Annotated in this window: 21 protein-coding genes; 6 read left to right on the forward strand and 15 right to left on the reverse strand. The window is 61.7% G+C overall.

Annotated features, from left to right (window positions below; genetic code table 11):
• Positions 1-134: 134 nt before the first annotated feature.
• The 3 genes from PQR42_RS06710 to PQR42_RS06720 form a co-directional block, all read right to left on the reverse strand.
• Positions 135-1538 carry a mercuric reductase gene (locus PQR42_RS06710; RefSeq protein ID WP_408383404.1) on the reverse strand — a complete coding sequence of 468 codons (1404 nt, stop codon included), beginning with the start codon at positions 1536-1538 and terminating at the stop codon, positions 135-137.
• Between the two features lie 83 nt (positions 1539-1621).
• On the reverse strand, positions 1622-2161 hold the full coding sequence (locus PQR42_RS06715) for a carboxymuconolactone decarboxylase family protein (RefSeq protein WP_408383402.1): 540 nt from the start codon (positions 2159-2161) through the stop codon (positions 1622-1624).
• Positions 2162-2202: 41 nt separating this feature from the next.
• Entirely contained in the window at positions 2203-2952 is a 750-nt protein-coding gene (locus tag PQR42_RS06720) for an SDR family NAD(P)-dependent oxidoreductase (RefSeq protein ID WP_408493595.1), read from the reverse strand.
• 129 nt (positions 2953-3081) lie between these two features.
• Here PQR42_RS06720 and PQR42_RS06725 point away from each other — a divergent pair, with 129 nt between their 5' ends.
• Positions 3082-4002 (forward strand): LysR family transcriptional regulator, encoded by a 921-nt coding sequence (locus PQR42_RS06725; protein WP_408383398.1) that lies wholly within the window; start codon positions 3082-3084, stop codon positions 4000-4002.
• Between the two features lie 18 nt (positions 4003-4020).
• Here PQR42_RS06725 and PQR42_RS06730 read toward each other — a convergent pair whose 3' ends face one another.
• Complete coding sequence (locus tag PQR42_RS06730) at positions 4021-4770, reverse strand: maleate cis-trans isomerase family protein (RefSeq protein WP_408204611.1); 750 nt, start codon at positions 4768-4770, stop codon at positions 4021-4023.
• Positions 4771-4856: 86 nt separating this feature from the next.
• Positions 4857-6209, reverse strand: coding sequence for an MFS transporter (locus PQR42_RS06735; RefSeq protein ID WP_408383396.1), 1353 nt, complete (start codon positions 6207-6209; stop codon positions 4857-4859).
• A 232-nt stretch (positions 6210-6441) separates the two neighbouring features.
• Here PQR42_RS06735 and PQR42_RS06740 point away from each other — a divergent pair, with 232 nt between their 5' ends.
• Both PQR42_RS06740 and PQR42_RS06745 read left to right on the forward strand, forming a co-directional pair.
• Positions 6442-7464: a LysR family transcriptional regulator gene (locus tag PQR42_RS06740; protein WP_408204609.1), complete on the forward strand. Its 1023-nt coding sequence runs from the start codon at positions 6442-6444 to the stop codon at positions 7462-7464.
• Between the two features lie 186 nt (positions 7465-7650).
• On the forward strand, positions 7651-8616 hold the full coding sequence (locus PQR42_RS06745) for a D-2-hydroxyacid dehydrogenase family protein (protein WP_408383394.1): 966 nt from the start codon (positions 7651-7653) through the stop codon (positions 8614-8616).
• Positions 8617-8634: 18 nt separating this feature from the next.
• Here the strand turns inward: PQR42_RS06745 and PQR42_RS06750 are convergent, their stop codons facing one another.
• The 8 genes from PQR42_RS06750 to gcvA all read right to left on the reverse strand — a co-directional run bounded on the left by PQR42_RS06750 (position 8635) and on the right by gcvA (position 16237).
• On the reverse strand, positions 8635-9051 hold the full coding sequence (locus tag PQR42_RS06750) for a universal stress protein (protein WP_408204607.1): 417 nt from the start codon (positions 9049-9051) through the stop codon (positions 8635-8637).
• Positions 9052-9172: 121 nt separating this feature from the next.
• A complete protein-coding gene (locus PQR42_RS06755; RefSeq protein ID WP_408204606.1) occupies positions 9173-9517 on the reverse strand; it encodes a hypothetical protein in 345 nt (114 codons plus the stop codon).
• Between the two features lie 174 nt (positions 9518-9691).
• Positions 9692-10390 (reverse strand): response regulator, encoded by a 699-nt coding sequence (locus PQR42_RS06760; protein WP_408383391.1) that lies wholly within the window; start codon positions 10388-10390, stop codon positions 9692-9694.
• A gap of 20 nt (positions 10391-10410) precedes the next feature.
• Positions 10411-10992 carry a potassium-transporting ATPase subunit KdpC gene (gene kdpC, locus PQR42_RS06765; RefSeq protein WP_408383389.1) on the reverse strand — a complete coding sequence of 194 codons (582 nt, stop codon included), beginning with the start codon at positions 10990-10992 and terminating at the stop codon, positions 10411-10413.
• A gap of 19 nt (positions 10993-11011) precedes the next feature.
• Positions 11012-13075, reverse strand: a complete 2064-nt coding sequence (gene kdpB, locus PQR42_RS06770; RefSeq protein ID WP_408383672.1) for a potassium-transporting ATPase subunit KdpB — start codon at positions 13073-13075, stop codon at positions 11012-11014.
• Positions 13076-13160: 85 nt separating this feature from the next.
• Entirely contained in the window at positions 13161-14969 is a 1809-nt protein-coding gene (gene kdpA, locus PQR42_RS06775) for a potassium-transporting ATPase subunit KdpA (protein WP_408383387.1), read from the reverse strand.
• Positions 14966-15061: a K(+)-transporting ATPase subunit F gene (kdpF, locus tag PQR42_RS06780; protein WP_028193906.1), complete on the reverse strand. Its 96-nt coding sequence runs from the start codon at positions 15059-15061 to the stop codon at positions 14966-14968. The genes kdpA and kdpF overlap by 4 nt, the downstream gene beginning before the upstream one ends.
• Positions 15062-15328: 267 nt before the next feature.
• Positions 15329-16237, reverse strand: a complete 909-nt coding sequence (gene gcvA / locus PQR42_RS06785; RefSeq protein WP_408383385.1) for a transcriptional regulator GcvA — start codon at positions 16235-16237, stop codon at positions 15329-15331.
• Between the two features lie 226 nt (positions 16238-16463).
• On the opposite strand from gcvA, the gene PQR42_RS06790 reads away from it, so the two are divergent.
• The 3 genes from PQR42_RS06790 to PQR42_RS06800 all read left to right on the forward strand — a co-directional run bounded on the left by PQR42_RS06790 (position 16464) and on the right by PQR42_RS06800 (position 19583).
• Positions 16464-17306: an EamA family transporter gene (locus tag PQR42_RS06790; RefSeq protein ID WP_408383383.1), complete on the forward strand. Its 843-nt coding sequence runs from the start codon at positions 16464-16466 to the stop codon at positions 17304-17306.
• Positions 17307-17665: 359 nt separating this feature from the next.
• Positions 17666-18322, forward strand: a complete 657-nt coding sequence (locus PQR42_RS06795) for a peroxiredoxin (RefSeq protein WP_408204789.1) — start codon at positions 17666-17668, stop codon at positions 18320-18322.
• A gap of 190 nt (positions 18323-18512) precedes the next feature.
• The gene (locus PQR42_RS06800; protein ID WP_408204788.1) at positions 18513-19583 is read left to right on the forward strand and encodes a rhodanese-like domain-containing protein; all 1071 of its coding nucleotides are present in this window, start codon (positions 18513-18515) and stop codon (positions 19581-19583) included.
• Positions 19584-19650: 67 nt separating this feature from the next.
• Here the strand turns inward: PQR42_RS06800 and PQR42_RS06805 are convergent, their stop codons facing one another.
• Positions 19651-19941 (reverse strand): FCD domain-containing protein, encoded by a 291-nt coding sequence (locus PQR42_RS06805; protein ID WP_408493613.1) that lies wholly within the window; start codon positions 19939-19941, stop codon positions 19651-19653.
• The gene (locus PQR42_RS06810; RefSeq protein WP_408383381.1) at positions 19899-21008 is read right to left on the reverse strand and encodes a porin; all 1110 of its coding nucleotides are present in this window, start codon (positions 21006-21008) and stop codon (positions 19899-19901) included. The genes PQR42_RS06805 and PQR42_RS06810 overlap by 43 nt, the downstream gene beginning before the upstream one ends.
• Between the last annotated feature and the right edge of the window lie 56 nt (positions 21009-21064).

Genomic DNA, 21064 nt, shown 5'->3' on the forward strand with positions numbered 1-21064 from the left:
GCGCGAGTCGGGGTGACGCAGAAGGGACCACCGGGCAATAGCTGTCATTCCCGTCGGGAATACGCCGTCAAGCGGTATCGATCAAGTCGCGTGACGCGGGCACCGACGAGTAGCCGGTGCCCGCGTCGGCTGGCTCACTGCACCGTCGCTCGCGGCGGCACGTTCGCCAACAGCGGGCCGAAGCCTTCGGCGAAAGTCAGGTGCGTGATCACCGCATCGCGCAGCTTCGGATAGGGCAGTTCCGCCAGTATCGCCGTCTGCATCGCGGCCATCACCTCGCCGGCTTCCGAGCCGATCATCGTGAAGCCGAGAATGCGGTCGTCGGCGGCGGACACGAGCACTTTCATGAAGCCTTGCGTCTCGTCCGTGGCTTCGGTACGCAACACGTTGCTCATCGGCAGCTTCGCGACCCGCACGGCAATGTCCTGCTTCTGTGCTTCGCGTTCGCTGAGCCCGACGTGCGCGAGCGGCGGATCGCTGAACATCGTGTACGGCACAAGACGATCACGCGTGCTGCGATGGCCGCCTGCCAGGTTATCCCGCACGATGCGGAAATCGTCGACGGAAACATGCGTGAACTGCGGACTCCCGGCCACTTCACCGATCGCCCACACGCCGGGCGCACTCGCTTGCAGGCGGTCATTGACGCGAATGTAGCCACGTTCGTCCAGTGCAATACCGGCTTTGTCCAATCCGATACCGGCGGTATTCGGAATGCGGCCCGTGGCGACCAGAATGTCGCTGCCTTCGATCGTCTGCTCACCGGCGGCCGTGCGCACGGTGATGCCAACGTGCTTGCCGGATTGGCCTTCCACGTTGAGCGTCTCGGCGCCGAGCACGATGTCGATGCCCTCGCCGCTCAGCACGCGCGACATCTCATCGGCGACGTCGGCGTCTTCGCGTCCCATCAATTGCTGCCCGTGTTCGACGATCGTCACCCGGCTGCCGAAGCGCCGATACGCCTGAGCCATTTCGATACCGGTATAGCCGCCGCCGAACACGATCAGATGAGCCGGTGTGTAGTCGAGGTCCAGAGCACCGATATGCGTGAGCGGTTGCGCCGCACTCAGACCCGGAACGTCCGGAATAGCCGCATGCGATCCGACATTGACGACAATCTGGTCGCCGCTCAGCGTGCGCGTTTCGCCATTGTTCAGTTGCACCTCGAGGGTTTTCGGCGCAACGAAACGTCCGCTGCCCATGATCAGCTCCGCGCCGCTCGCCGCATACGCCTGCAGGTGAAACGCAACCTCACGTTCGATCATGCCGCGCTTGCGCTCGCGGACCTTCGCCATATCGACCGCGACTGGGCCGGTGATCGTGCCGAAGTCCCCGGCATGTTGCGCAAGATGCGCAACACGTGCGCTCCAGATTTCGTTCTTGCTGGGAAGACACGCGACGGCCGGGCACGAGCCGCCCACCCATTGACGCTCGACGACGGCCACCCGCTGGCCCGATCGCCCCAGGTGCCACGCCAGTAGCTTGCCACCCTGGCCGCTGCCGAGAATAACGGTGTCGAAATGTTCAGTTTGAGACATCACATCCTCCGATTCAGGACAACTTCAATCAGCCGGACGACGCGGACATCGCATGAACTCCGCGCCCTGCCCGGCTGTAACCATCACACGACGAGTTGCGGCGCGGCGGGGAAGTCCACCGGTACGTGCGTCGTTGCGTGTAGATGGTTAGTGACGGTCTTGTCGCCGATCACGACGATCGTGTCGACCAGATTGGCCTTGGTCCAGCCCGCAGCGAAGAACGCATCGACGAGCGCCTGATCGGCGTGCCCACGGTTAACCGCGATGTTCTTCACCAACCGTGCGAGCGCGTCGAACTTCGCATCGAAACTTGCCTTGCCACTGCGAATTTCGAGAATCTGTTCGTCGGTAAAGCCGCTCATCTTGCCGATCACGGTATGCGCGGCCAGACAGTATTCGCAGCCGTTGACCTGGCTCACGACGAGGTTCACGATTTCGCGCGCCTTGCCGGTGATGCTGCTCTTCGCGTTCTGGAACGCAAGGTAGTTGCCGAGCGCGTGCTCCGAATGAGCGAACGTGGCATACAGGTTGGGCACAGTGCCGAGACTGCTCTTGAGCTTGTCGAAGATCGCCTGGTTAGCCGGGGACACTTCGTCGCGCGTCGGGACATTGATGGTGGTCATGGTGAGGCTCCTGAGTAGAAAAGATAGGAAAAAATCGCGTGTTATTGCGCCGTGTAGGCGCCGTCGACTGCAATGTTCTGTCCGGTGAGGTAGCGCGCCTTATCGCTCGCAAGAAAGACGATGGTCTGAGCGATCTCGTCCGGCGTCGCGGCGCGGCGCGCCGGTATCGTCGCGAGGAAACCGGCCTTGCCCTCCTCGGTGCCGCCGGCAAAGCGGTCGAGCATTTCGGTGGCGACTGGGCCCGGCGCCACGGCGTTGACGCGCACGCCTGCGGCAGCGCCTTCGAGCGCCGCGCTCTTCGTGAGGCCTTCGACCGCATGCTTGCTGGCCGCGTACACCGACGCACCCGCGAAGCCGACCTGACCCGCGATCGACGAGAGGTTGATGATCGAGCCGGCGCCCTGCGCCAGCATCACGCGCATCTCGTGCTTGAGCGACAGCAGCGTGCCGAGCACGTTGACCGAGAACGTGTCTTCGTAGTTAGTCGCTGTCTGCTCGACGATCGGCGCCAGTTGACCTTCCGTGCCGGCGTTGTTGACCGCCACGTCGATGCGCCCGAAACGTTCGACGGTCTGCTCGACGACGCTGCGCACTTCGGCCTCGAAGCGCACATCGGCGCGCAGGAATTCGGCTTCAGCGCCAAGCGCGCGCAGTTCGGCGGCCAGCGCCTGGCCTGCCTCTTCGCGACGGCCGCTGACGACCACGCGGTTTCCTTCGCGAGCGAAGGCAAGAGCGGTGGCGCGGCCGATACCGGTCAGAGCGCCAGTGATAAGGACGACGGGTGAGTTCATGTCAGTGCTCCTTGAGTTGGGTTGCTTCCAATCGCGTTTGCGATGACTGAACTTTGAATGATTCCTGGCGGGCGATATAGACGGTGTATGCTCATATAACTGATTCCATGCAGGAATATATTGAGCAAAATGGACAAGCTGCAGGCAATGAAGACTTTCGTGCGCGTGGTGGAAGCGGGCAGTTTTTCCGCGGTCGCACACGAGGCCGACACGACGCAAAGCGCAGTGAGCAAACAGGTCGCGGCTCTCGAGCGCGAGCTGGGCGCGCGGCTGCTGACGCGAACCACGCGTTCACTGGCACTGACGGAAGAAGGTGAACGCTATTTCGAACAGGCGCGGCGCCTGGTCGCGGAAATCGCGGAGGCTGAGGGTGCGCTGCGACGCGGCGAGCAGCAACTGACGGGCTGGCTGCGGATCGCGGCTTCGGTCGGCTTCGGGCGTCTCAAGCTCATGCCGCTGGTTCAGTCTTTTCTGGCGGAGCATCCGGCCGTGAAGATCGACCTGCGCCTTAGCGACAGTTTTATCGATCTCGTGGAACAGGGGATCGACGTCGCGGTGCGCCTCGGCGACCTGCCGGACAGCAGCCTGATCGCGCGTCGCGTGGGGACTTCCTACCGGATGTTGATGGCGCATCGCAACTACGTGCGTTCGCTGCCGAAGGGCACGAAGGCGCCGCGCGTTCCCGACGACCTGGTCGATCACAACTGCATCGTCTACACCGAACTGGCGATGCGCAACGCGTGGAGTTTTACGGCAGGCCCCGGCGCGGCGGAGCCGGTGGGAACCACCCGCATCGTGCGGGTCGAAGGTAATCTCCAAACCAACAGCAGTGAAGTCATGCGAGCGTCAGTTCTCGCGGGCATGGGTATTGGATATTCGCCGAACTGGCTGTTCGATGACGAACTAGCCAGTGGCGAAGTGCAACGGATATTGCCGGATTGGGAAGCGATCCCTATTCCGATCCACCTGGTGAGCCCACAGGAGCGACGGCATTCTGCCAAGGTCAGAGCGTTCGTCGACCATGTAGGAAAAGCGATGGCTCGTAGCTGAAATGGGCTGTGGCGCCAATCACGCGCCGGAAAGCAACGCTCCCGCGCCGGGGACGATCGGCTCGAGCTTGAGATGATCCAGCATGCGCCGCACGGTGCATACCGCGGTCGAGACGGTGCGGATTCCCAACATGTCTTCGATGCGCTGAATCGCCGGCAATGAAGGCATCTGGACGCATGCGGACGCCACCACGACGTCAGCACCTTCCGTGTTCAGGCGCCGCACGTCGTCGACCAGTTGCATCGGATCGCGCAGACCGACTTCGAGGTTGTCGGGAATTTCAAAGCAGAGGGAATCGATCACCTCGATTCCTTCGTTTTCGATGTAAGCGACAACCAGGTCAGTCAACGGGCGCATATACGGTGCCATCAGCGAAATGCGACGAGCGCCCATGATTTTCAGACCTTCCACCAAAGCGCCCGCGGAGGTCATGACTGGCGCGAGGCAATGATTGGCGCGCGCAACCTCCAACAGATCACGTTCAGTTTCACGGTGATAGCCGGGCCCCATCGCCATGATCGCGACCAGGCAAGCCGTGCTCATGACATCGACACGAGCGTCGGCAAGTTCCGCCGCGCAGCGCAAGCCCTCCTTGTTCATCGCGACCAATTCTTCCTTCGTGACCTTGTGCATTCTCATCCGGCTCGAATGGAAAGTGAACCGCTCGGGGCGAATGGCTTCACGGGCACGAAACATGGCCGGAATCTCGGTTTCCATGGTCGTATTCGAGCTTGGAACGATCTGTCCAATGCGAAAGCTTTGAGGCATCTTTTAAATCTCCAAAATAAAGTTCGGCATCCAAAATGCTTAAAGGATTTTCATGACGTCCTGATTCGCGTGAAAAAATCGCGGTCTCAGTCCGGCATCCCCGCGCCACGCGTCTCGGGCAAGAACCAGGGCAGCACGATGCCGATCAAATACACGGAGCCGAGCGCCAACGCCGCCTGCGACACGCCACCAAACGATTTGATCATGCTGCCCGCGATGATCGGGAAGACCCACGCGATCAGGCGCGCCGCATTGAACACGAAGCTGATCGCAGTGGAACGCACGCTGGAACCGAAGAGTTCACACGGGTAGATCGCCATCCAGACATAAGCGCAGCCCAACGTGAAGAAACCATTGATCGGCGCCACGATCATCATCGCTTCGACGCTTGTGGTCAGCTTGTACGTGACGAACGTCGTAATCAGCGAACCGACGAACGTGAGTGACAGGAAGGCCCGCCGTCCGATGGCATCCACCACGAAACCGGCGATCATGTAGGCCGCAATCGCGCCGACGGTGTAAGCAATCGATATCTTCGAGCCCCACGACAACGCGTCGGGAATCCCCTCGGCTTTGGCGAGCGACACGGTGAAGGTCGGCAGCCAGCTTGAAATGGCCCACCAGCCGACGGTCGTGACGATCGACAGCACGAGCAGGAGCAGCGTGCGGCGCAGCGCTTCGGGTTCATTGAACAGTTGCGTGAGCGTGAAGGGCCGCTTCTCGGATGCGGTTGCGTCGCCCGCGGCCTGCTCGTTGCTCGTCGCGCTCCAGCGCTTCTCGCGCACCGCGCGTTGCCATTTCTCCGACTCACTGACCCCGCGGCGAATGTACAGCACAAAGAGCGCCGGGACTGCGCCAAGCACGAACATCAGCCGCCAGGTTTCGGCGCCGAATGGATGTGTCGACGAAAGCGCATACCATACGACCGCCGCGATCAGCGTGCCCCAACCGAAGCCCGATTGCAGGAAGCCGGCCCCTTTCGCGCGAGCCCGCTCCGGCCAGGTTTCCGACAGCAGCGCGACGCCCGTGCTCCATTCGCTGCCCATTGCGAGGCCGGTAAGGAACCGCAGCCCGCACAGCACCCAGAAGGTTTGCGAGAACGCAGTCAACCCCGAAAACAACGCATAGAGAAATACGGACCAGAGCATCATCCGCTTGCGTCCGACATAGTCCGCGAGAATCCCGCCGATCAGACCGCCCGCTCCCCAGCCGAGCAACGTGATGCCGATTACCAGACCGGCGTAAGTCGTGGGGGAGGCGGCTTGCTCAGGCGACAACACTGAATGCAGCATCGGTCCAAGAACAACGACGAGCGCCAGCGCCTCGTAGCCGTCGAAAATCCAGCCGAGGAAGCTAGCTTTCAGTACACGCCAGTGCATCGCCGTGAGACCGTCGTACCAGTGCGTTTGCGAGCCCATCGCTAGCTGTTTGTGTTCCATCTCTCGTCTCCTTCATATTTTCAACCGAGTTTTGTCAGGTGTTCCGGTCTCGCAGCGCCGGTACGCGCGGCGCTGCAACATATCGTGCAATTGAGCGGCGGTGTACCATGTTCCACCGGCGGCGGCCAGAACAACGCCGCCTCCCTCGACATAAAATCGCGCTGCACGCTGCCGGTCCCGCGTCTTGATCTGGTCCTGCGAGGATCGATCTGTATGACACATAGGATGCCGGTTGCCGGGCGGCTTGAAAACTTCCCAATGTTCAATGCAGGCATCGTCAAATGCGATGGGTGCCAACCGACCGGATATTCCACCCGAAGGAGTGAGGATGCGTGTTTCAGCAGATCGGCCGTTGCGACTCGACATGGAGTCCCTGCGCATTTTCGTGGCGGTCATCGAGGAGGGCAGCATCGCCGCGGCGGCGGCCCGCACGCACATCGTGGCATCGGCCGTCAGTAAGCGCGTATCGGATCTCGAAGACGACGCCGGCACGCCGCTCTTATACCGGCACAGCCGCGGGGTTCAAGCGACGCCTGCGGGCGAGGCGCTCTATCATCACGCGAAGCGGCTGAGCGAGCACCTGCAGCAAATTTCGGATGAACTGTCTGAGTATTCGGCGGGATTGAGGGGCCATACCCGGATTTACGTGAACTTTACCGCCATGGTTCAGTATCTGCCCGGCGTGCTGCGTTCCTTTCTACGCGCCAATCCAAACGTGCGGATCGACATGGTCGAGAAGTCGAGCGATGAGGTGGTGCAGGCGATCGCAAGCGGCGTCGCCGATCTCGGCATCTGCTCGGCGACCGAGGACTCCCTCGGCGATCTGCAGTGGCGCCCGTACAGGGTGGATAAGCTGGTCGTGATCGTGCCGTCGGATCATCCGCTCGCCGGGCGCGCAAGCGTGAGCTTCGCGCAAGCGCTGGAGGACGACTTCGTCAGCATGCCCTACGGGACGTCCATTTCCAAATTGTGCCGCGCCGCCGCCGAGCGTGACGGCAGCCGGCTACGCGTGCGCATCGAGGTGACAAGCTTCGAGGGCGTGCGCAACATGGTCAGCGCGGGACTCGGCATTGGCGTGCTGCCCAAGGGAAGCGTGACACCTTATATGCATTCGGCGCCGTTTCGCGTCGTTGAGCTCGACGAACCGTGGTCGCTGCGGCCGCTGTCCATCATTGCGCGCAATTTTGACACCCTGCCGCTTCCCGCACGCATGCTGGTCGATCACCTCGAAGCGCATCATGAGAATGACTCGTGAGGACCGCCAGCACTCAAAGTTTCTTCCAGCGCCGCGCATGGCCTGATAACTCACCGACTGCGCCATCGCGGTTCGCGATGGGTGGCGTCGCGAGTTATTGATTTACGTCGTCGGCCGGGTTTCATAGCATTCAGTTCGAAAGTTCAGATCACAGTACTAAGCGTTTCAATTCCCGGAGTGCGCAATATGAACGCCAAATCCCCCATCAAGGTCGCGATCCTCGACGACTATCAGAACGTCGCGCTGAGCATGGCAGACTGGTCGGCCCTTGAAAGCCGCGCGGACCTGACGGTGTTCAACGACCACGTCGCTGATATCGGGAAGTTGATTCAACGCCTGCAGCCTTTCGACGTCGTATGCGTGATGCGGGAACGCACACCGTTGCCCCGCGAGGTCATCGAAAGCCTGCCAAACCTCAAGCTGATTGCCTCGACCGGCGCAGGGAATACGTCGATCGATCAGGATGCGGCTGCGGAACGCGGCATCGAAATTCGTCATACGGGCTATTCCTCCACGCCGACGATCGAGCTGACGTGGGCGTTGATTCTCGCGATGGCCCGCAATATTCCCCTCGAGAATCAGTCACTGCGTCAGGGAGGCTGGCAGCTTTCGCTTGGCGATGAACTCGCGGGCAAGACGCTCGGATTGCTGGGTCTTGGCCGCGTCGGCTCGGCGGTCGGCATCATCGGGCGTGCATTCAGAATGAACGTCATCGCGTGGAGCCAGAACCTGACCGAGGAGCGCGCCGTGGAAAAGGGCGTGCAGCGAGTCAGCAGGGATGTGATGTTCTCCACGGCGGATTTCTTGTCGATCCACGTGCGGCTTAGCGAGCGAACCCAAGGTTTGGTCGGCGCGACGGAATTCGCACAGATGAAACCCACGAGCCGGCTGATCAATACGTCCAGAGGTCCGATCGTCGACCAGGTCGCGCTGCTTACGGCACTCACGACCGGCCAGATTGCCGGCGCAGCACTGGATGTATACGACGTTGAACCGCTCGACAATCCGCACCCTCTGCGCGAGTTGCCCAACGTGCTTGCGACGCCTCATGTCGGCTATGTATCGAAGGAGCTATATCGCACCTTCTATGGCGATACGGTGCGTAACATCGTTCAGTGGCTTGATGAAAGCGGAGGTTCGGCGCAAGGCTAGCGGAGGAGATGATCCTTTTCAGTGAACCATTGTCACCGGCGTAACCGTTCGCCTCGATAACGAAGCGAGCATGGCAAGCCGGCGGAAAAAACCCATATGACTGGCGTCGATCACCATGACGTCAGGCCGGGTCGTGGCTGCATAGTCAGCAATCGCTTTGGCGCGGTGACCAAAGACCCGCTTCCAGCGGTACGGCACCCCTGCTTCTTCGAGAATGGTTCGAGCGTCGATCAAAGCCTTCAGCATGGCATGCTTCTCGTGGCGTACCAGTGAGCTTCGAGTGTGGAAAGCGGCTGCGCGTCCTTGTGCGACGGGCTCGAGAACTTCCAGTAATTCGACTTCCGTTACGCCGTGCTCGAGAAACATAAACGCGGCATAGCGGGCTGCTTCGACTGCACCGCCGTGGTCGAGGACGGGGATCAGCATTCGTATCATCCAGAACTCCTGGAAGCCGGTATCGCTTTCAGCTTAGCTAAAGCCACGTTAATACGGTGTAAAAGTACTAGGCTTTTGGGCGCAATTACACGGATACGGCCAACCCGACGTGCCGCCTCCGCTAGGCCTGTATCGCCGTGGGGTTCAATTCGATATGCAGGATGACGAGCCACCGCTTCGGGCAGTCGTCCGCGATCTGCAACTCCTGCATGCCCTCGGCGCCCTTCTTCACGAATCCCTTCTCGCGCGCGAAGCCGAATGCGCGCCGCGCGTCGGCCTGCAGCCATAACGTCACCATCCCGCACGTCACACAGCTGAAAAGCCAAACGGCTTGATGCGGTGGCGCGGAATCGAGTTGCTGCACGACATACGTGAAAATGGTCGTGAGAATCTGGTTCGTGACGAAGGCGATGGCCACCACCTTGCACAGCCCCCTGAATACCATCGCGGGTCTTGAGGGTGTCATGGAAGTCAGACGCCGAACCCGACGGTCACGCGACCCTGTGTTTGTTTGAATGCCATATCGACTCCAATAGATCTCTTCATCTCTTTGCAGCGCAAAGCCAGTCACCCACTATACGAAGTCCGCGATAAAGACCGCGCAACGATTGCTGGCGATGCCATAAATATTGTGTGAAATTCACCTCACGCCGACCAGCCGGTACCCCACGCCCGACTCGGTGATGATGTGTTCGGGGCGCGCCGGATCGCTTTCGAGCTTGTGGCGCAAATGTCCCATGTAGATCCGCAGGTAATGGTGGTTATCGGTTTGCAACGGACCCCATACCTCGCCGAGCAGTTGCGCATGCGTCAATACCCGCCCCGGATGACGCACCAGCGCCGAGAGAAGCCGGTATTCGATTGGACTGAGATGGACGATACGGCTATCGCGCAGCACTTGCCGCTCGCCAAGATCAACCGTGACCAGGCCGAACCGGACCTGTGGCGAGCCGGCCCGCCCGCATGCGGCCTGTCGGCGCAAATGGGCACGAATCCGTGCGCCTAGCTCGGGCAATCCAAACGGCTTGGTCAGATAGTCGTCGGCGCCGGCATCGAGCGCGGCGACCTTGTCTTCCTCGCGGCTGCGCGCCGACAAAACGATCACCGGCATCGCCGACCAGGCGCGCAACTGACGGATCACGTCGATGCCGTCCATGTCAGGCAAGGCCAGATCGATGATGACGAGATCCGCGCGCCGTGTCGCGGCCTGCGCGAGACCTTGTGCGCCGGTCTGCGCTCCGAACACGCTCATCCCGTCCGCTTCGAGGTGCGTGCGAATGAAGCGGCTTATGGTGGTGTCATCGTCTATCACGACGACTGTTATGGTGGGGTCCCTCATGGAGGCCGCGAGCGTCGACATCAATGCATGGGCTTCATGTCGTCCAGCGCAAGGTTGAGCTGAAGCACGTTCACGCGCGCCTCGCCGAAAATGCCGAACTGCCGCCCCTGCGTATTGCTGGCGACAAGATCGCGAACCTGATCGACCGGCAGGCCTCGCGCTTTCGCCACACGTGCGACCTGATAGGCTGCGGCCGCCGGGCTGATTTGCGGGTCGAGCCCGCTGCCCGAGGACGTCACCAGATCCACCGGCACCGGTTGCGACATGTCGTTACCCGCGGCTTTCAAGGCATCGAGACGGCCTTTGATTTCGTCCGCGAGCGCGGGGTTGGTCGGCCCGAGGTTCGAGCCGCCCGAACTCTGCGCGTTGTACGGCATGGGGCTGGTGGCCGACAGGCGTCCCCAGAAATAGTACGGCGCGTCGAACTGCTGACCGATCAGTTTCGAGCCGACCGGCTTGCCGTTCTTCTCGATCAGACTGCCGCTGGCCTGTGCCGCGAAGGCGCCGCGGCCCAGGGCCGTGACGACGACCGGATAGACCACGCCCGTGATCACGGTCATCAGGATGAAGAGGACGAGTACCGGGCGAATCAGCGTTTTCATGAGGTCCACTCCGTTGTGGTCAAACCCAGCCGAACAGGTTCAGCACCATATCGATCAGCTTGATGAACGGGAACGGCAGCAGAATCCCGCCCAGCCCGTAGATCAGAAGATTGCGGCGCAACAGCGACGCGGCGCCCAGCGGCCGGTATTTCACGCCCTTGAGCGCAAGCGGAATCAGCGCGACGATGATCAGCGCGTTGAAAATCACCGCCGACAGAATCGCCGACGAAGGCGAACTCAGATGCATCACGTCGAGCACGCGCAACTGCGGATAAGTGGTGGCAAATGCCGCCGGGATGATGGCGAAATACTTGGCGACGTCGTTGGCAATCGAGAACGTGGTGAGCGAGCCGCGGGTCATCAGCATCTGCTTGCCGATCTCCACGATCTCGATCAGCTTGGTCGGATTGGAATCGAGGTCGACCATGTTGCCGGCTTCCTTCGCCGCCTGGGTGCCGGTGTTCATGGCCACCGCCACATCCGCCTGCGCGAGCGCCGGCGCGTCGTTGGTGCCGTCGCCGGTCATCGCGACGAGGCGCCCTTCGGCCTGGTGCGTGCGAATCGTCGTCAGCTTGGCCTCGGGCGTGACCTCCGCTAGAAAGTCGTCCACCCCCGCTTCGGCGGCGATGGCCGCCGCCGTCAGCCGGTTGTCGCCCGTCACCATGATGGTCTTGATGCCCATCTTGCGCAGTTCGGCAAAACGCTCCTTGATGCCACCCTTGACGATGTCCTTCAACTCGATCACGCCCATGCAACGTGCGACGCTCTCGCCCTGGCCCAACTGCGCGACCACCAGCGGCGTGCTGCCGCGCCGCGCGATTTCCGTGACCGCGGCCGTCAGTTCGGCCGGAAAGCGGCCGCCATGAGTCTCGACGAAATGCTTGATCGCATCGGCCGCGCCCTTGCGAATCTGGCGGTCGGGCAAATCGACGCCGCTCATGCGCGACTGCGCGCTGAACGAAAGGAACGTCGCCTGCAGCGCGTGCATATCGCGCTCACGGATATTGAAGCGCTGCTTCGCGAGCACGACGATGCTGCGCCCTTCTGGCGTTTCGTCCGCGAGCGAGGACAGTTGCGCGGCGTCGGCGAGCATTTCCTCAGTGACGCCCGGCGCCGGCGTGAAAGCCGACGCCTGGCGGTTGCCGAGCGTGATAGTGCCGGTCTTGTCGAGCAACAGCACGTCGACGTCGCCGGCCGCTTCCACCGCGCGCCCTGAAGTGGCGATCACGTTCGCCTGCATCATGCGGCTCATGCCCGCCACGCCGATCGCCGACAACAGCCCGCCGATCGTGGTCGGAATCAGGCACACCAACAGCGCCACCAGTGCGGTAATCGTAACGACATGTCCCGCTTTCGCCGCTTCGACCGAAAACATCGAGAACGGCAGCAGCGTGGCGGTCGCGAACAGCAGCACGAGCGTCAACGCGACGAGCAGAATCGTCAGGGCGATTTCGTTCGGCGTCTTCTGACGCTTTGCGCCTTCCACCATCGCGATCATCCGGTCGAGAAACGCCTCGCCCGGATTCACGCTGACCCGCACGACAATCCAGTCCGACAGCACGCGCGTGCCGCCCGTCACCGACGAAAAGTCGCCGCCCGACTCGCGGATCACCGGCGCGGATTCGCCGGTAATCGCCGATTCGTCGACCGATGCCACGCCTTCGATCACCTCGCCGTCCGCCGGGATCACGTCGCCGGTTTCGACCAGCACGACGTCGCCTTTGCGCAGATCGGTCGCGGTCGTGATGCGGATCGGCGACTTGGGATGGGAGTCTTGCAACTTCTTCGCCATGACGTCGCGCTTCGCGCCGCGCAGCGACGCGGCCTGGGCTTTCGAGCGTCCCTCGGCGAGCGCTTCCGCGAAGTTGGCGAACAGCACCGTGAACCACAGCCACAACGCAATCGCGAGGATGAACCCGGCGGGCGCCTCGGCCTGCCCGCCGAGCGCGGCGATCCAGAGAATGGTCGTAAGAATGCTGCCCACGTACACGCAGAACATCACCGGATTGCGCAACTGGTGACGTGGCGCGAGCTTCTTGAACGAGTCGACGAGGGCCGGCCGGGCAATGACCGGGTCGAACATCGAACGCGCGGCATTGCGCGCCTGGCCGATGTTGCCAGGCTGGTGAACCGGGGGTTGAAATCCGTTGCTCATGCTGTCCTCTCAGTCAATGTCCCGCGACCATGATCAGATGCTCGACGACGGGGCCGAGCGCGAGCGCCGGCACATACGTCAGCGCGCCAACCAGCACCACCGTGCCGAGCAGCAGCACGACGAACAATGGGCCGTGTGTCGGCAAGGTCCCGGCGGTCGCGGAGATACGCTTCTTGGCGGCCAGCGAGCCGGCGATCGCCAGCACCGGCACAATCGAGCCGAAGCGGCCGAACCACATGGCGATGGCCAGCGTGGAGTTATAGAACGGCGTATTCACCGACAAGCCGGCAAACGCACTGCCGTTGTTATTGGCCGCGGAACTGTAGGCGTAGAGAACCTCGGAGAAGCCGTGCGGCCCGGGATTGGAGATACCCGCCGTGCCGGCAGCCGCCAGCACGCCGATCGACGCACCGACCAGCACGAGCAGCGGCGTCAGCAGCACGGCAATCGACACCATCTTCATCTCGTACGACTCGATTTTCTTGCCGATGTATTCGGGCGTTCGCCCGATCATCAACCCAGCCACGAACACCGCCAGCAACGCGAACACGAGCATGCCGTAGAGGCCCGAGCCGACACCGCCGAAAATCACCTCGCCGAGTTCGATCAGCAGCAGCGGGACGAAGCCGCCCATCGGCGTGAGCGAATCGTGCGTATTGAGGACCGCGCCGCACGAAGCCGCCGTGGTCGCGACCGTGAAGATGCCCGATTGCGCGATGCCGAAGCGGGTTTCCTTGCCTTCCATGTTGCCGCCGGACTGCGTGACCGACGCGCTTTGGTCGACATGCAGCGTCGAATACAGCGGATTGCCGCTCTGCTCCGATGCAATCTCACCCCAGCAGGCCACCGCGAAAGCAATCGTCATCGCGGCGAGTACCGCAAAGCCTTGACGCCGATCGCCGACCATCCGGCCGAACACGAGGCACAACGCAGCCGGAATCAACAGCATCGCGATCATCTGCACGAAGTTGGCGAACGGCGTCGGGTTCTCGTACGGGTGCGCCGAATTGCCGTTGAAAAAACCGCCGCCGTTGGTGCCGAGCATCTTGATCGCTTCCTGCGACGCAACCGGACCCATCGCGATGGTCTGCTTGTCGGCCTTGTTGTCCACCATCACGGGATTGCCCTTCGCGTCCTTGACGGCGTTGCCCTGGGCATCGGTCTTCGGCGTCTGGTACGTCGTGACCTGCAGGGTCGGCACGTCCTGGTACGATTCGAAGTTCTGGATCACGCCCTGACTGACGAAGACGAGCGCGATCACCGTCGCGAGCGGTGCGAGAATATAGAGCGTGATACGCGTCAGATCGACCCAGAAGTTGCCGATCGTTGCTGTCGTATGACGTGCAAAACCGCGAATCAACGCGACCACGACGGCGATACCCGTGGCAGCCGACAAGAAGTTTTGCACCGTCAGAGCCGCCATCTGCGTCAGATAGCTGACGGTGGATTCCGGCGTGTAGTCCTGCCAGTTCGTGTTGGTCACGAAGCTGATTGCCGTGTTGAAGGCGGCGTCCGGCGTCATGGGACCGAAGCCTTGCGGATTGGCGGGCAGCCATTGCTGGATGCGCAAAAAAGCATAGACCGCGAGCACGCCGAGCGTGTTGAACACCAGCACGGCTAGCGCGTAATACTTCCACGACATCTCAGCCGCGGGATCCACACCGGCCAGCTTGTACACCGCTGTTTCGATCGGCCGTCCAATGCGGCGAACGACGATCGACGAACCGTCAAGCACCGCCGTCATGTAGCGGCTGAGTGGGATAGCGAGCGCGATCAGCACGACGATGAAAACGCCGGGCTGAAACAGGTTGTTGAAGTTCATTCGAGTGCCTCCGCGCGCAGCAAGGCGTAGACGAGGTAGGCGAACAGAATCAGCGTCGAGGCCGCCGCAAGCCAGGTCATCCAGGTAGTCATGGACGGCCTCCCGGCGCGCGACGAAGCTTGTCGCAGCCAACCACGAACGCGGCGACGAGGCCGCTGAATGCAACGATTGCAATGACGTAAAGCAGATCCATGGCGTGGCCTCCCACATCGGACTTCCGCACCATCGAATTTAGGAAACTCCGCGTAAACGCACTGTTAAGAGAGCGGGGAGATTCGTAAAAAACGTGGACCTGGTGTGAGAGAACGTTGTGCGTGGATGGCCAGTTTGGACATCGCGAGGTTGCGGTGAGCCCGCGTCTAAGGGGCCGTCTCCGTTTGTGAGCGCACCCCTTCGCGTTCGAGCCACGAACGGAACAGCACCACTAACTCATCCGCCGACTTCCCATCCGGAACGTAAGTGCAATAGCTCCGCGACGGCAGACGTGGACCTGCGAACGGCGCGACGAGCCGGCCGGCCGCGAGATCGTCGGCTATCAGCGCAGTCGGCCCCATCGCGATGCCTATTCCGTCGATGGCCGCTTGCAACGTCAGATAGAAGTGGTCGAAAGTAAGAGCGGCAGTTGGGCTGAGCGCGGGAATCCTGGCGCTCGCCAGCCAGTCCGGCCAAACCCGCGGAAGACTCGATGTATGCAGCAACGTGTGCTGCCGCAAATCGTCCGGCGTTCGAAGCGGCAGTTGCTGCAAGAGCGCCGGACTGCAGACCGGGATTCGCTCCTCGGACAGGAAAGGCCGCATCGAGTAGCCATAGAACGTATCCGGTCCACCCCGGACGATGACGTCGTAGGTCTCTTTCAGACTCTCCAACGACTCGTTCGACGTCTCCACCTTGACGTCAACATCGGGATGCGCGGCGCGGAATCTCGCCAGTCTCGGCACCAGCCAGCGCAATGTGAATGTCGCGGGCGCATTCACGGACAGTGTCCGGGAGACCGTTTCGGGGAAACCATATCTGGCGGTTGCTTGCGAGAGCTGCTCGAACAAAGGACCGATTTCCGCCAGATAGGCCTTCGCCGCCGGTGTCAGCGCGACGCGGCGGTTGTGTCGTTCGAACAACGATGCGCCGAGCCACTCTTCGAGCGCGCGCACGTGCTGGCTCACCGCACCATGAGTCACGTGCAGTTCCGCGGCGGCTTCCTTGAAGCTGCCGAGCCGGCCTGCGGCCTCGAAGGCGCGCAGTGCATTGAGCGGAGGCAGGATCCGTTTCATTCGAAAGAGTTTATCTAACGCGAATCCTCAATTTATCTGGTTTGCTGGACCTCTACAAGATAGATATTCTTCTTGTTGTGCCGCCGATCCTAGCGTGGGCGATCACGAGCCGGCGAGCGGACCTGGAAGGCATTTTCCAGTTCAGTTCGCTGACATCTCGCGCCCACACGTGGCGCTTGCACGCGTGGAGCATGATCTCCCGCACTCTTTCCGGCCTTGAACCTGCATGCTCAGTTATACCGGCGGTCTCGTCCTCTTTGCCGCCGTGCTCCACGCGAGTTGGAACGCGATGCTGCATGGCAACCGCGACCGGTTCCAGTCCATGACGTGGATGAGCATCGCCATTGCGGCAGTCGCCACGGTCGTGGTCTGGTTCACGCCGTGGCCCGCCGGCGCGGCCTGGCCGTACATCGCCGCATCGGGGCTCGTGCATATCGTCTACAACGTCAGCCTCGTGCGGGCCTATCGCCGTGGCGACCTGGCCCAGGCGTATCCGATCGCGCGCGGCTCGTCGCCGCTGCTCGTCACGCTCGGCGCGGCACTGTTCGCGCATGAGGCGATCGGCCCCTTGCACGCGCTCGGGATCGCGATGATATCGGGCGGCATCATCGCGCTCGCGCTGCAGGGCGGTCGCGTGTCGCGCGCGGGTGCACTGGCCGCGCTGGCGACCGGCGCGTCGATTGCGCTCTATACCGTGATCGATGGCATCGGCGTGCGTTTATCCGGCGGCCAGGCGCTCGCCTACACCGCGTGGATGTTCCTGTTCTATTGGCTGATGCCGGTGCTGTTCGTCGCGATGCGCGGGCTCGCGGCGCTGTGGACGCCGGTCCGGGCTGAGCCGATCGCCGTCGGCTCGTCGCTCGCCGGCGGCCTGGTGTCGATCGCGGCGTATGGCATCGTGATCTGGGCGATGCAGTCGGGCGCGATGGGGGCGGTATCGGCGTTGCGAGAGACCAGCGTGGTATTCGCGGTGCTGATCGGGCGTGTGTTTCTGCGGGAAGCGGTCAATGGAAGGCGTTGGCTCGCGTGCGTGATCGTCGCGGCCGGGGCGGTTTGTCTGGGGCTTTGACCAGACAAGATCGCAATCCGCCCAGATCAAAGTTCGATTTCCCTTTCTTCGGAGTGCAAGCAAGCTTGTTGCCACGTCGGCGGATTCTCCCTACAGTCTACCAACTGCGAAAGTCTTTTTTGTTCTACGCTATAGGTGCGGCCCGCAGCGCGTCCCGATGTCTGTCCCGCATCACGGCTATCCGGGAAAGCCTCTGACTCTGCTGCACCCCGTAGATGGTCCTCCAGCACGGTACGGTGCAACCGGCCGGAGGTGATCTCGAGCCAGTCCTATCGCCACTCAATACTCCGGCAGCCCGGTGGACGTCGCTCCGACCGCGGCACTCGAATCTTGGTGCACCCGACCTATGGAGACTAATGATGTCTATTCGACTAGGGGAAGACGCTCCCGATTTCACCGCGGAAACCACCGAAGGGACGATCCATTTTCACGAGTGGATCGGCGACCATTGGGCGGTCCTGTTTTCGCACCCGAAGGATTTCACTCCCGTTTGCACCACGGAACTCGGCTATCTGGCGGGCCTCAAGCCAGAATTCGATAAGCGCAACACGAAAATTATCGGGCTCAGTGTCGATCCCGTCAGCGACCACACGGAGTGGGTCAAGGATATCGCGGAGACGCAAGGCCACGAGGTCGGTTATCCGCTGATCGGCGATTCGGACCTGAAGGTCGCGAAGCTCTACGACATGATTCACCCCGAGGCGAGCGGCGGCGGCCCGCGCACCGCGGTCGACAACGCGACCGTACGTTCGGTGTTTCTCATCGGGCCGGACAAGAAGGTCAAAGCCATGCTCGTCTATCCGATGAGCGCCGGACGCAATTTCGACGAAGTGATGCGGCTGCTCGACGCGCTGCAGCTCAACGCGAAACATACGGTGGCGACACCGGTGAACTGGAAACCGGGTGAAGACGTCATCATTCCAACATCCGTTTCCAACGATGCCGCCATGCAAAAATATCCGCAGGGTTTCAAAACCGTGAAGCCTTATCTGCGGTACGTTGCGCAACCGAAGTAAAGCAACATTGATGGGAGCGGCGAGTGCCGGGCAATGCGAAGTCCGGCGCTCGATGTGAGTCCGGGCGCATCGATGCGCCCGGCCCTCTGAACGGGGCTGCGTCCGGTTCGACTGCCTGCAGGGCAGTTGGCGGCCGCGCGGGCCGCCAACTTTAAGCGCTCGCAGGAGCGGGCCGCGGAGCGAAATCGTGTTGATCTTCCGGCAGCTATTCGATCAGCAATCGTCGACCTACACCTATCTTCTCGCCGATAGCACGACGCGCGAGGCGGTGCTGGTCGATCCGGTATTTGAGCAGGTGCGCCGGGATGCCGCCCTGATCGAAGAACTTGGATTGCATCTGCTTTATACGATCGACACTCACGTCCACGCCGATCACGTGACCGGCGCATGGATGCTGAATCGCCGCATAGGCAGCAGGATTGCGATTTCGGCTGCGAGCGGTGCCGAAGGCGCGGACCGCTATCTGAGCCACGGCGACAAAATCGAGTTCGGCACGAGATATCTGACGATACGCGCGACACCGGGTCATACCGATGGATGCATCACGCTCGTGCTCGACAACGAGACCATGGCGTTTACCGGCGATTGCCTGTTGATCAGAGGCACTGGCCGCACGGATTTCCAGCGCGGTGACGCGCACGCCATGTTTCGCGCGGTGCATGGCCAGATTTTCACGCTGCCCACCGCGTGCCTGCTTTATCCGGCCCACGATTATCGCGGTTTGACGGTCACGAGTGTGGGCGAGGAGCGGCGCTTCAATCCACGCCTTGGCGGCGAACTGTGCGAAGACGATTTCACCGGATACATGAAGAACCTGCACCTGCCGCATCCGAAGCAGATCGACGTAGCGGTGCCCGCGAACCTGAAATGCGGCCTGGCGACAAGTGTCCCCGCGCAGATGACGGAGCCCGATTGGGCGCCACTGACATGCAGCTTTGCGGGCATCTGGGAAATCAATGCGCAGTGGCTCGAGGAAAATCTGCGTGCTGTCGAGATCGTCGATGTGCGGGAACCTGACGAGTTTAATGGACCGTTGGGGCGCATTCCCGCAGCCAGGCTCATTTCATTGGGCGAGCTTTCCGGGCGGACCGCTGAACTCACGAAGGAGCGCCCGATCGTGACGGTCTGCCGGGCAGGCGGACGCTCGGCCCAAGCCACGGTCATGCTGCGACAGGCCGGATTCGAGCGGGTTGCCAATCTTGCCGGCGGCATGCTGCGCTGGCGTGCCGAAGGCCGCGTCGTTGAAAACGGCAGTGTGTGATCGTGACTTTTATTGATGGCGAACTGTCGGCCACGCGCCGTCTAAGCCAGCCGATCTTCTCTGAGAATTAGAACGTCAACGCCACACGTCCCTCATCGTCCGGCTCGAACCAATCGGGATCGCGCTCGGCGACCGGCCCGAGGGACACCAGAATTTCACGCAGATGGTCGCGCATCGCTGCTTCAGCGGCGTCGGGGTCGTGAGCCTTCAAAGCACTGACGATGCGTGTGTGTTGTTTGCGGCCATTGCGACCGGACCCGCGGACGCCCGATCGTAGAATAGACCGCCAACCAGGCCAACGTATCGAACAGAACCCTAAAACAACGTGCGAATGCCGACGCGCACCGCCGTCGACGATTGCCCAGTACTCACATACTCGCCATTCGCAAACACAGGCGCCGCACCACCGCCGAGAAACACGGGCGCCGCGCCACCCGACGCTCGCAGATACGTTGCGCTCGTGTAGACGTCGGTGCGCTTGGACAATGCATAGTCGAGCAGCACCGTCACGTTCTGCCACTTCTGCGCTTCGAGTTTGCTGTACCAGTAGCCGCCCATCAGCGTGGTGGCAGGCGTGAGTTGAAATACTTCATTAGCCTCGTACGTGGTCATCGAGCCGCTGTCGTTGCGAACACGGAAATGCGTATCCGTGAACAGCAGACGCGTGAGACTGCGGCCGAAGCGGTAACTGCCGCCAATGCCGAAACTACTGACGCTATTCGCAATCACCGGGCCGGCGGGCAAATCGGGAAAGAGCGTGGTGCCGGCCTGCGTCGGCGCATTCACACCGAGATCATGCGTGTCCGTGTAAGCCGCGCCGAGATTCAGTGGGCCATTCGAATAACGCAATCCGAAGGCGATCACACGGCCAGTACCCGCGGTGACAGATTGCGAAGGAAACGCGTACAACGCGCCCACGGAAAATCCACCGTAGTTCGGTGACGTGTACTTGAGCGCATTGTTGATATGCAGCGTGCCGGCGAGGTGATCGAAGTCACCCGGATGCCACGCATACTGGCCTGCAACCTGTCCCATCGCGAACTGGGTGAGGTTGTCCCAGAAGAAGTCATATTGCTTGCCGAGCGTGAATGTGCCGTATTTCGGCGCGCTGAGTCCCAACCACGCCTGGCGGCTGAACAGGACGCCCGATTGCACCATCGTGCCCGAATAGAGATTGAAACCGTTCTCCAAAACGAAAACGACTTTCGTGCCGCCGCCGATGTCTTCCACGCCGCGCAATCCCCAGCGATTGGACTGAATCGAGCCGTCGTTCGCGACAAACGTGCCGTGGCCGTTCAGATTGCTGAAGTACGTCAACCCCGCATCGATAATGCCGTACAACGTGATACTGCTCTGCGCATGCGCGATGTGGCTGCTCAATGCCAGCGCTGCGGCCGTGCTCAAGCTCAAGGCAAACTTTTTCATTGCTCGTCTCCAGGTTTTATTTTTTAAAGGCAAAGCGGCGCCCTCCCGTGCCGAAG

The organism is Paraburkholderia sediminicola, assembly GCF_046027355.1.
Classification (GTDB): domain Bacteria; phylum Pseudomonadota; class Gammaproteobacteria; order Burkholderiales; family Burkholderiaceae; genus Paraburkholderia; species Paraburkholderia sediminicola_B.

Bases quoted from the DNA above. Each gene is read 5' to 3' on its own strand.
- PQR42_RS06735 (WP_408383396.1), bottom strand. From the start codon at position 6,209: ATGGAACACAAACAGCTAGCGATGGGCTCGCAAACGCACTGGTACGAC.
- PQR42_RS06760 (WP_408383391.1), bottom strand. From the start codon at position 10,390: ATGAGGGACCCCACCATAACAGTCGTCGTGATAGACGATGACACCACC.
- kdpB (WP_408383672.1), bottom strand. From the start codon at position 13,075: ATGTTCGACCCGGTCATTGCCCGGCCGGCCCTCGTCGACTCGTTCAAG.
- PQR42_RS06730 (WP_408204611.1), bottom strand. From the start codon at position 4,770: ATGCCTCAAAGCTTTCGCATTGGACAGATCGTTCCAAGCTCGAATACG.
- kdpF (WP_028193906.1), bottom strand. From the start codon at position 15,061: ATGACTACCTGGATGACCTGGCTTGCGGCGGCCTCGACGCTGATTCTG.
- PQR42_RS06710 (WP_408383404.1), bottom strand. From the start codon at position 1,538: ATGTCTCAAACTGAACATTTCGACACCGTTATTCTCGGCAGCGGCCAG.
- PQR42_RS06795 (WP_408204789.1), top strand. From the start codon at position 17,666: ATGTCTATTCGACTAGGGGAAGACGCTCCCGATTTCACCGCGGAAACC.
- PQR42_RS06715 (WP_408383402.1), bottom strand. From the start codon at position 2,161: ATGACCACCATCAATGTCCCGACGCGCGACGAAGTGTCCCCGGCTAAC.
- kdpA (WP_408383387.1), bottom strand. From the start codon at position 14,969: ATGAACTTCAACAACCTGTTTCAGCCCGGCGTTTTCATCGTCGTGCTG.
- PQR42_RS06745 (WP_408383394.1), top strand. From the start codon at position 7,651: ATGAACGCCAAATCCCCCATCAAGGTCGCGATCCTCGACGACTATCAG.
- PQR42_RS06720 (WP_408493595.1), bottom strand. From the start codon at position 2,952: ATGAACTCACCCGTCGTCCTTATCACTGGCGCTCTGACCGGTATCGGC.
- PQR42_RS06810 (WP_408383381.1), bottom strand. From the start codon at position 21,008: ATGAAAAAGTTTGCCTTGAGCTTGAGCACGGCCGCAGCGCTGGCATTG.
- gcvA (WP_408383385.1), bottom strand. From the start codon at position 16,237: ATGAAACGGATCCTGCCTCCGCTCAATGCACTGCGCGCCTTCGAGGCC.
- PQR42_RS06750 (WP_408204607.1), bottom strand. From the start codon at position 9,051: ATGATACGAATGCTGATCCCCGTCCTCGACCACGGCGGTGCAGTCGAA.
- PQR42_RS06790 (WP_408383383.1), top strand. From the start codon at position 16,464: ATGCTCAGTTATACCGGCGGTCTCGTCCTCTTTGCCGCCGTGCTCCAC.
- PQR42_RS06755 (WP_408204606.1), bottom strand. From the start codon at position 9,517: ATGACACCCTCAAGACCCGCGATGGTATTCAGGGGGCTGTGCAAGGTG.
- PQR42_RS06725 (WP_408383398.1), top strand. From the start codon at position 3,082: ATGGACAAGCTGCAGGCAATGAAGACTTTCGTGCGCGTGGTGGAAGCG.
- kdpC (WP_408383389.1), bottom strand. From the start codon at position 10,992: ATGAAAACGCTGATTCGCCCGGTACTCGTCCTCTTCATCCTGATGACC.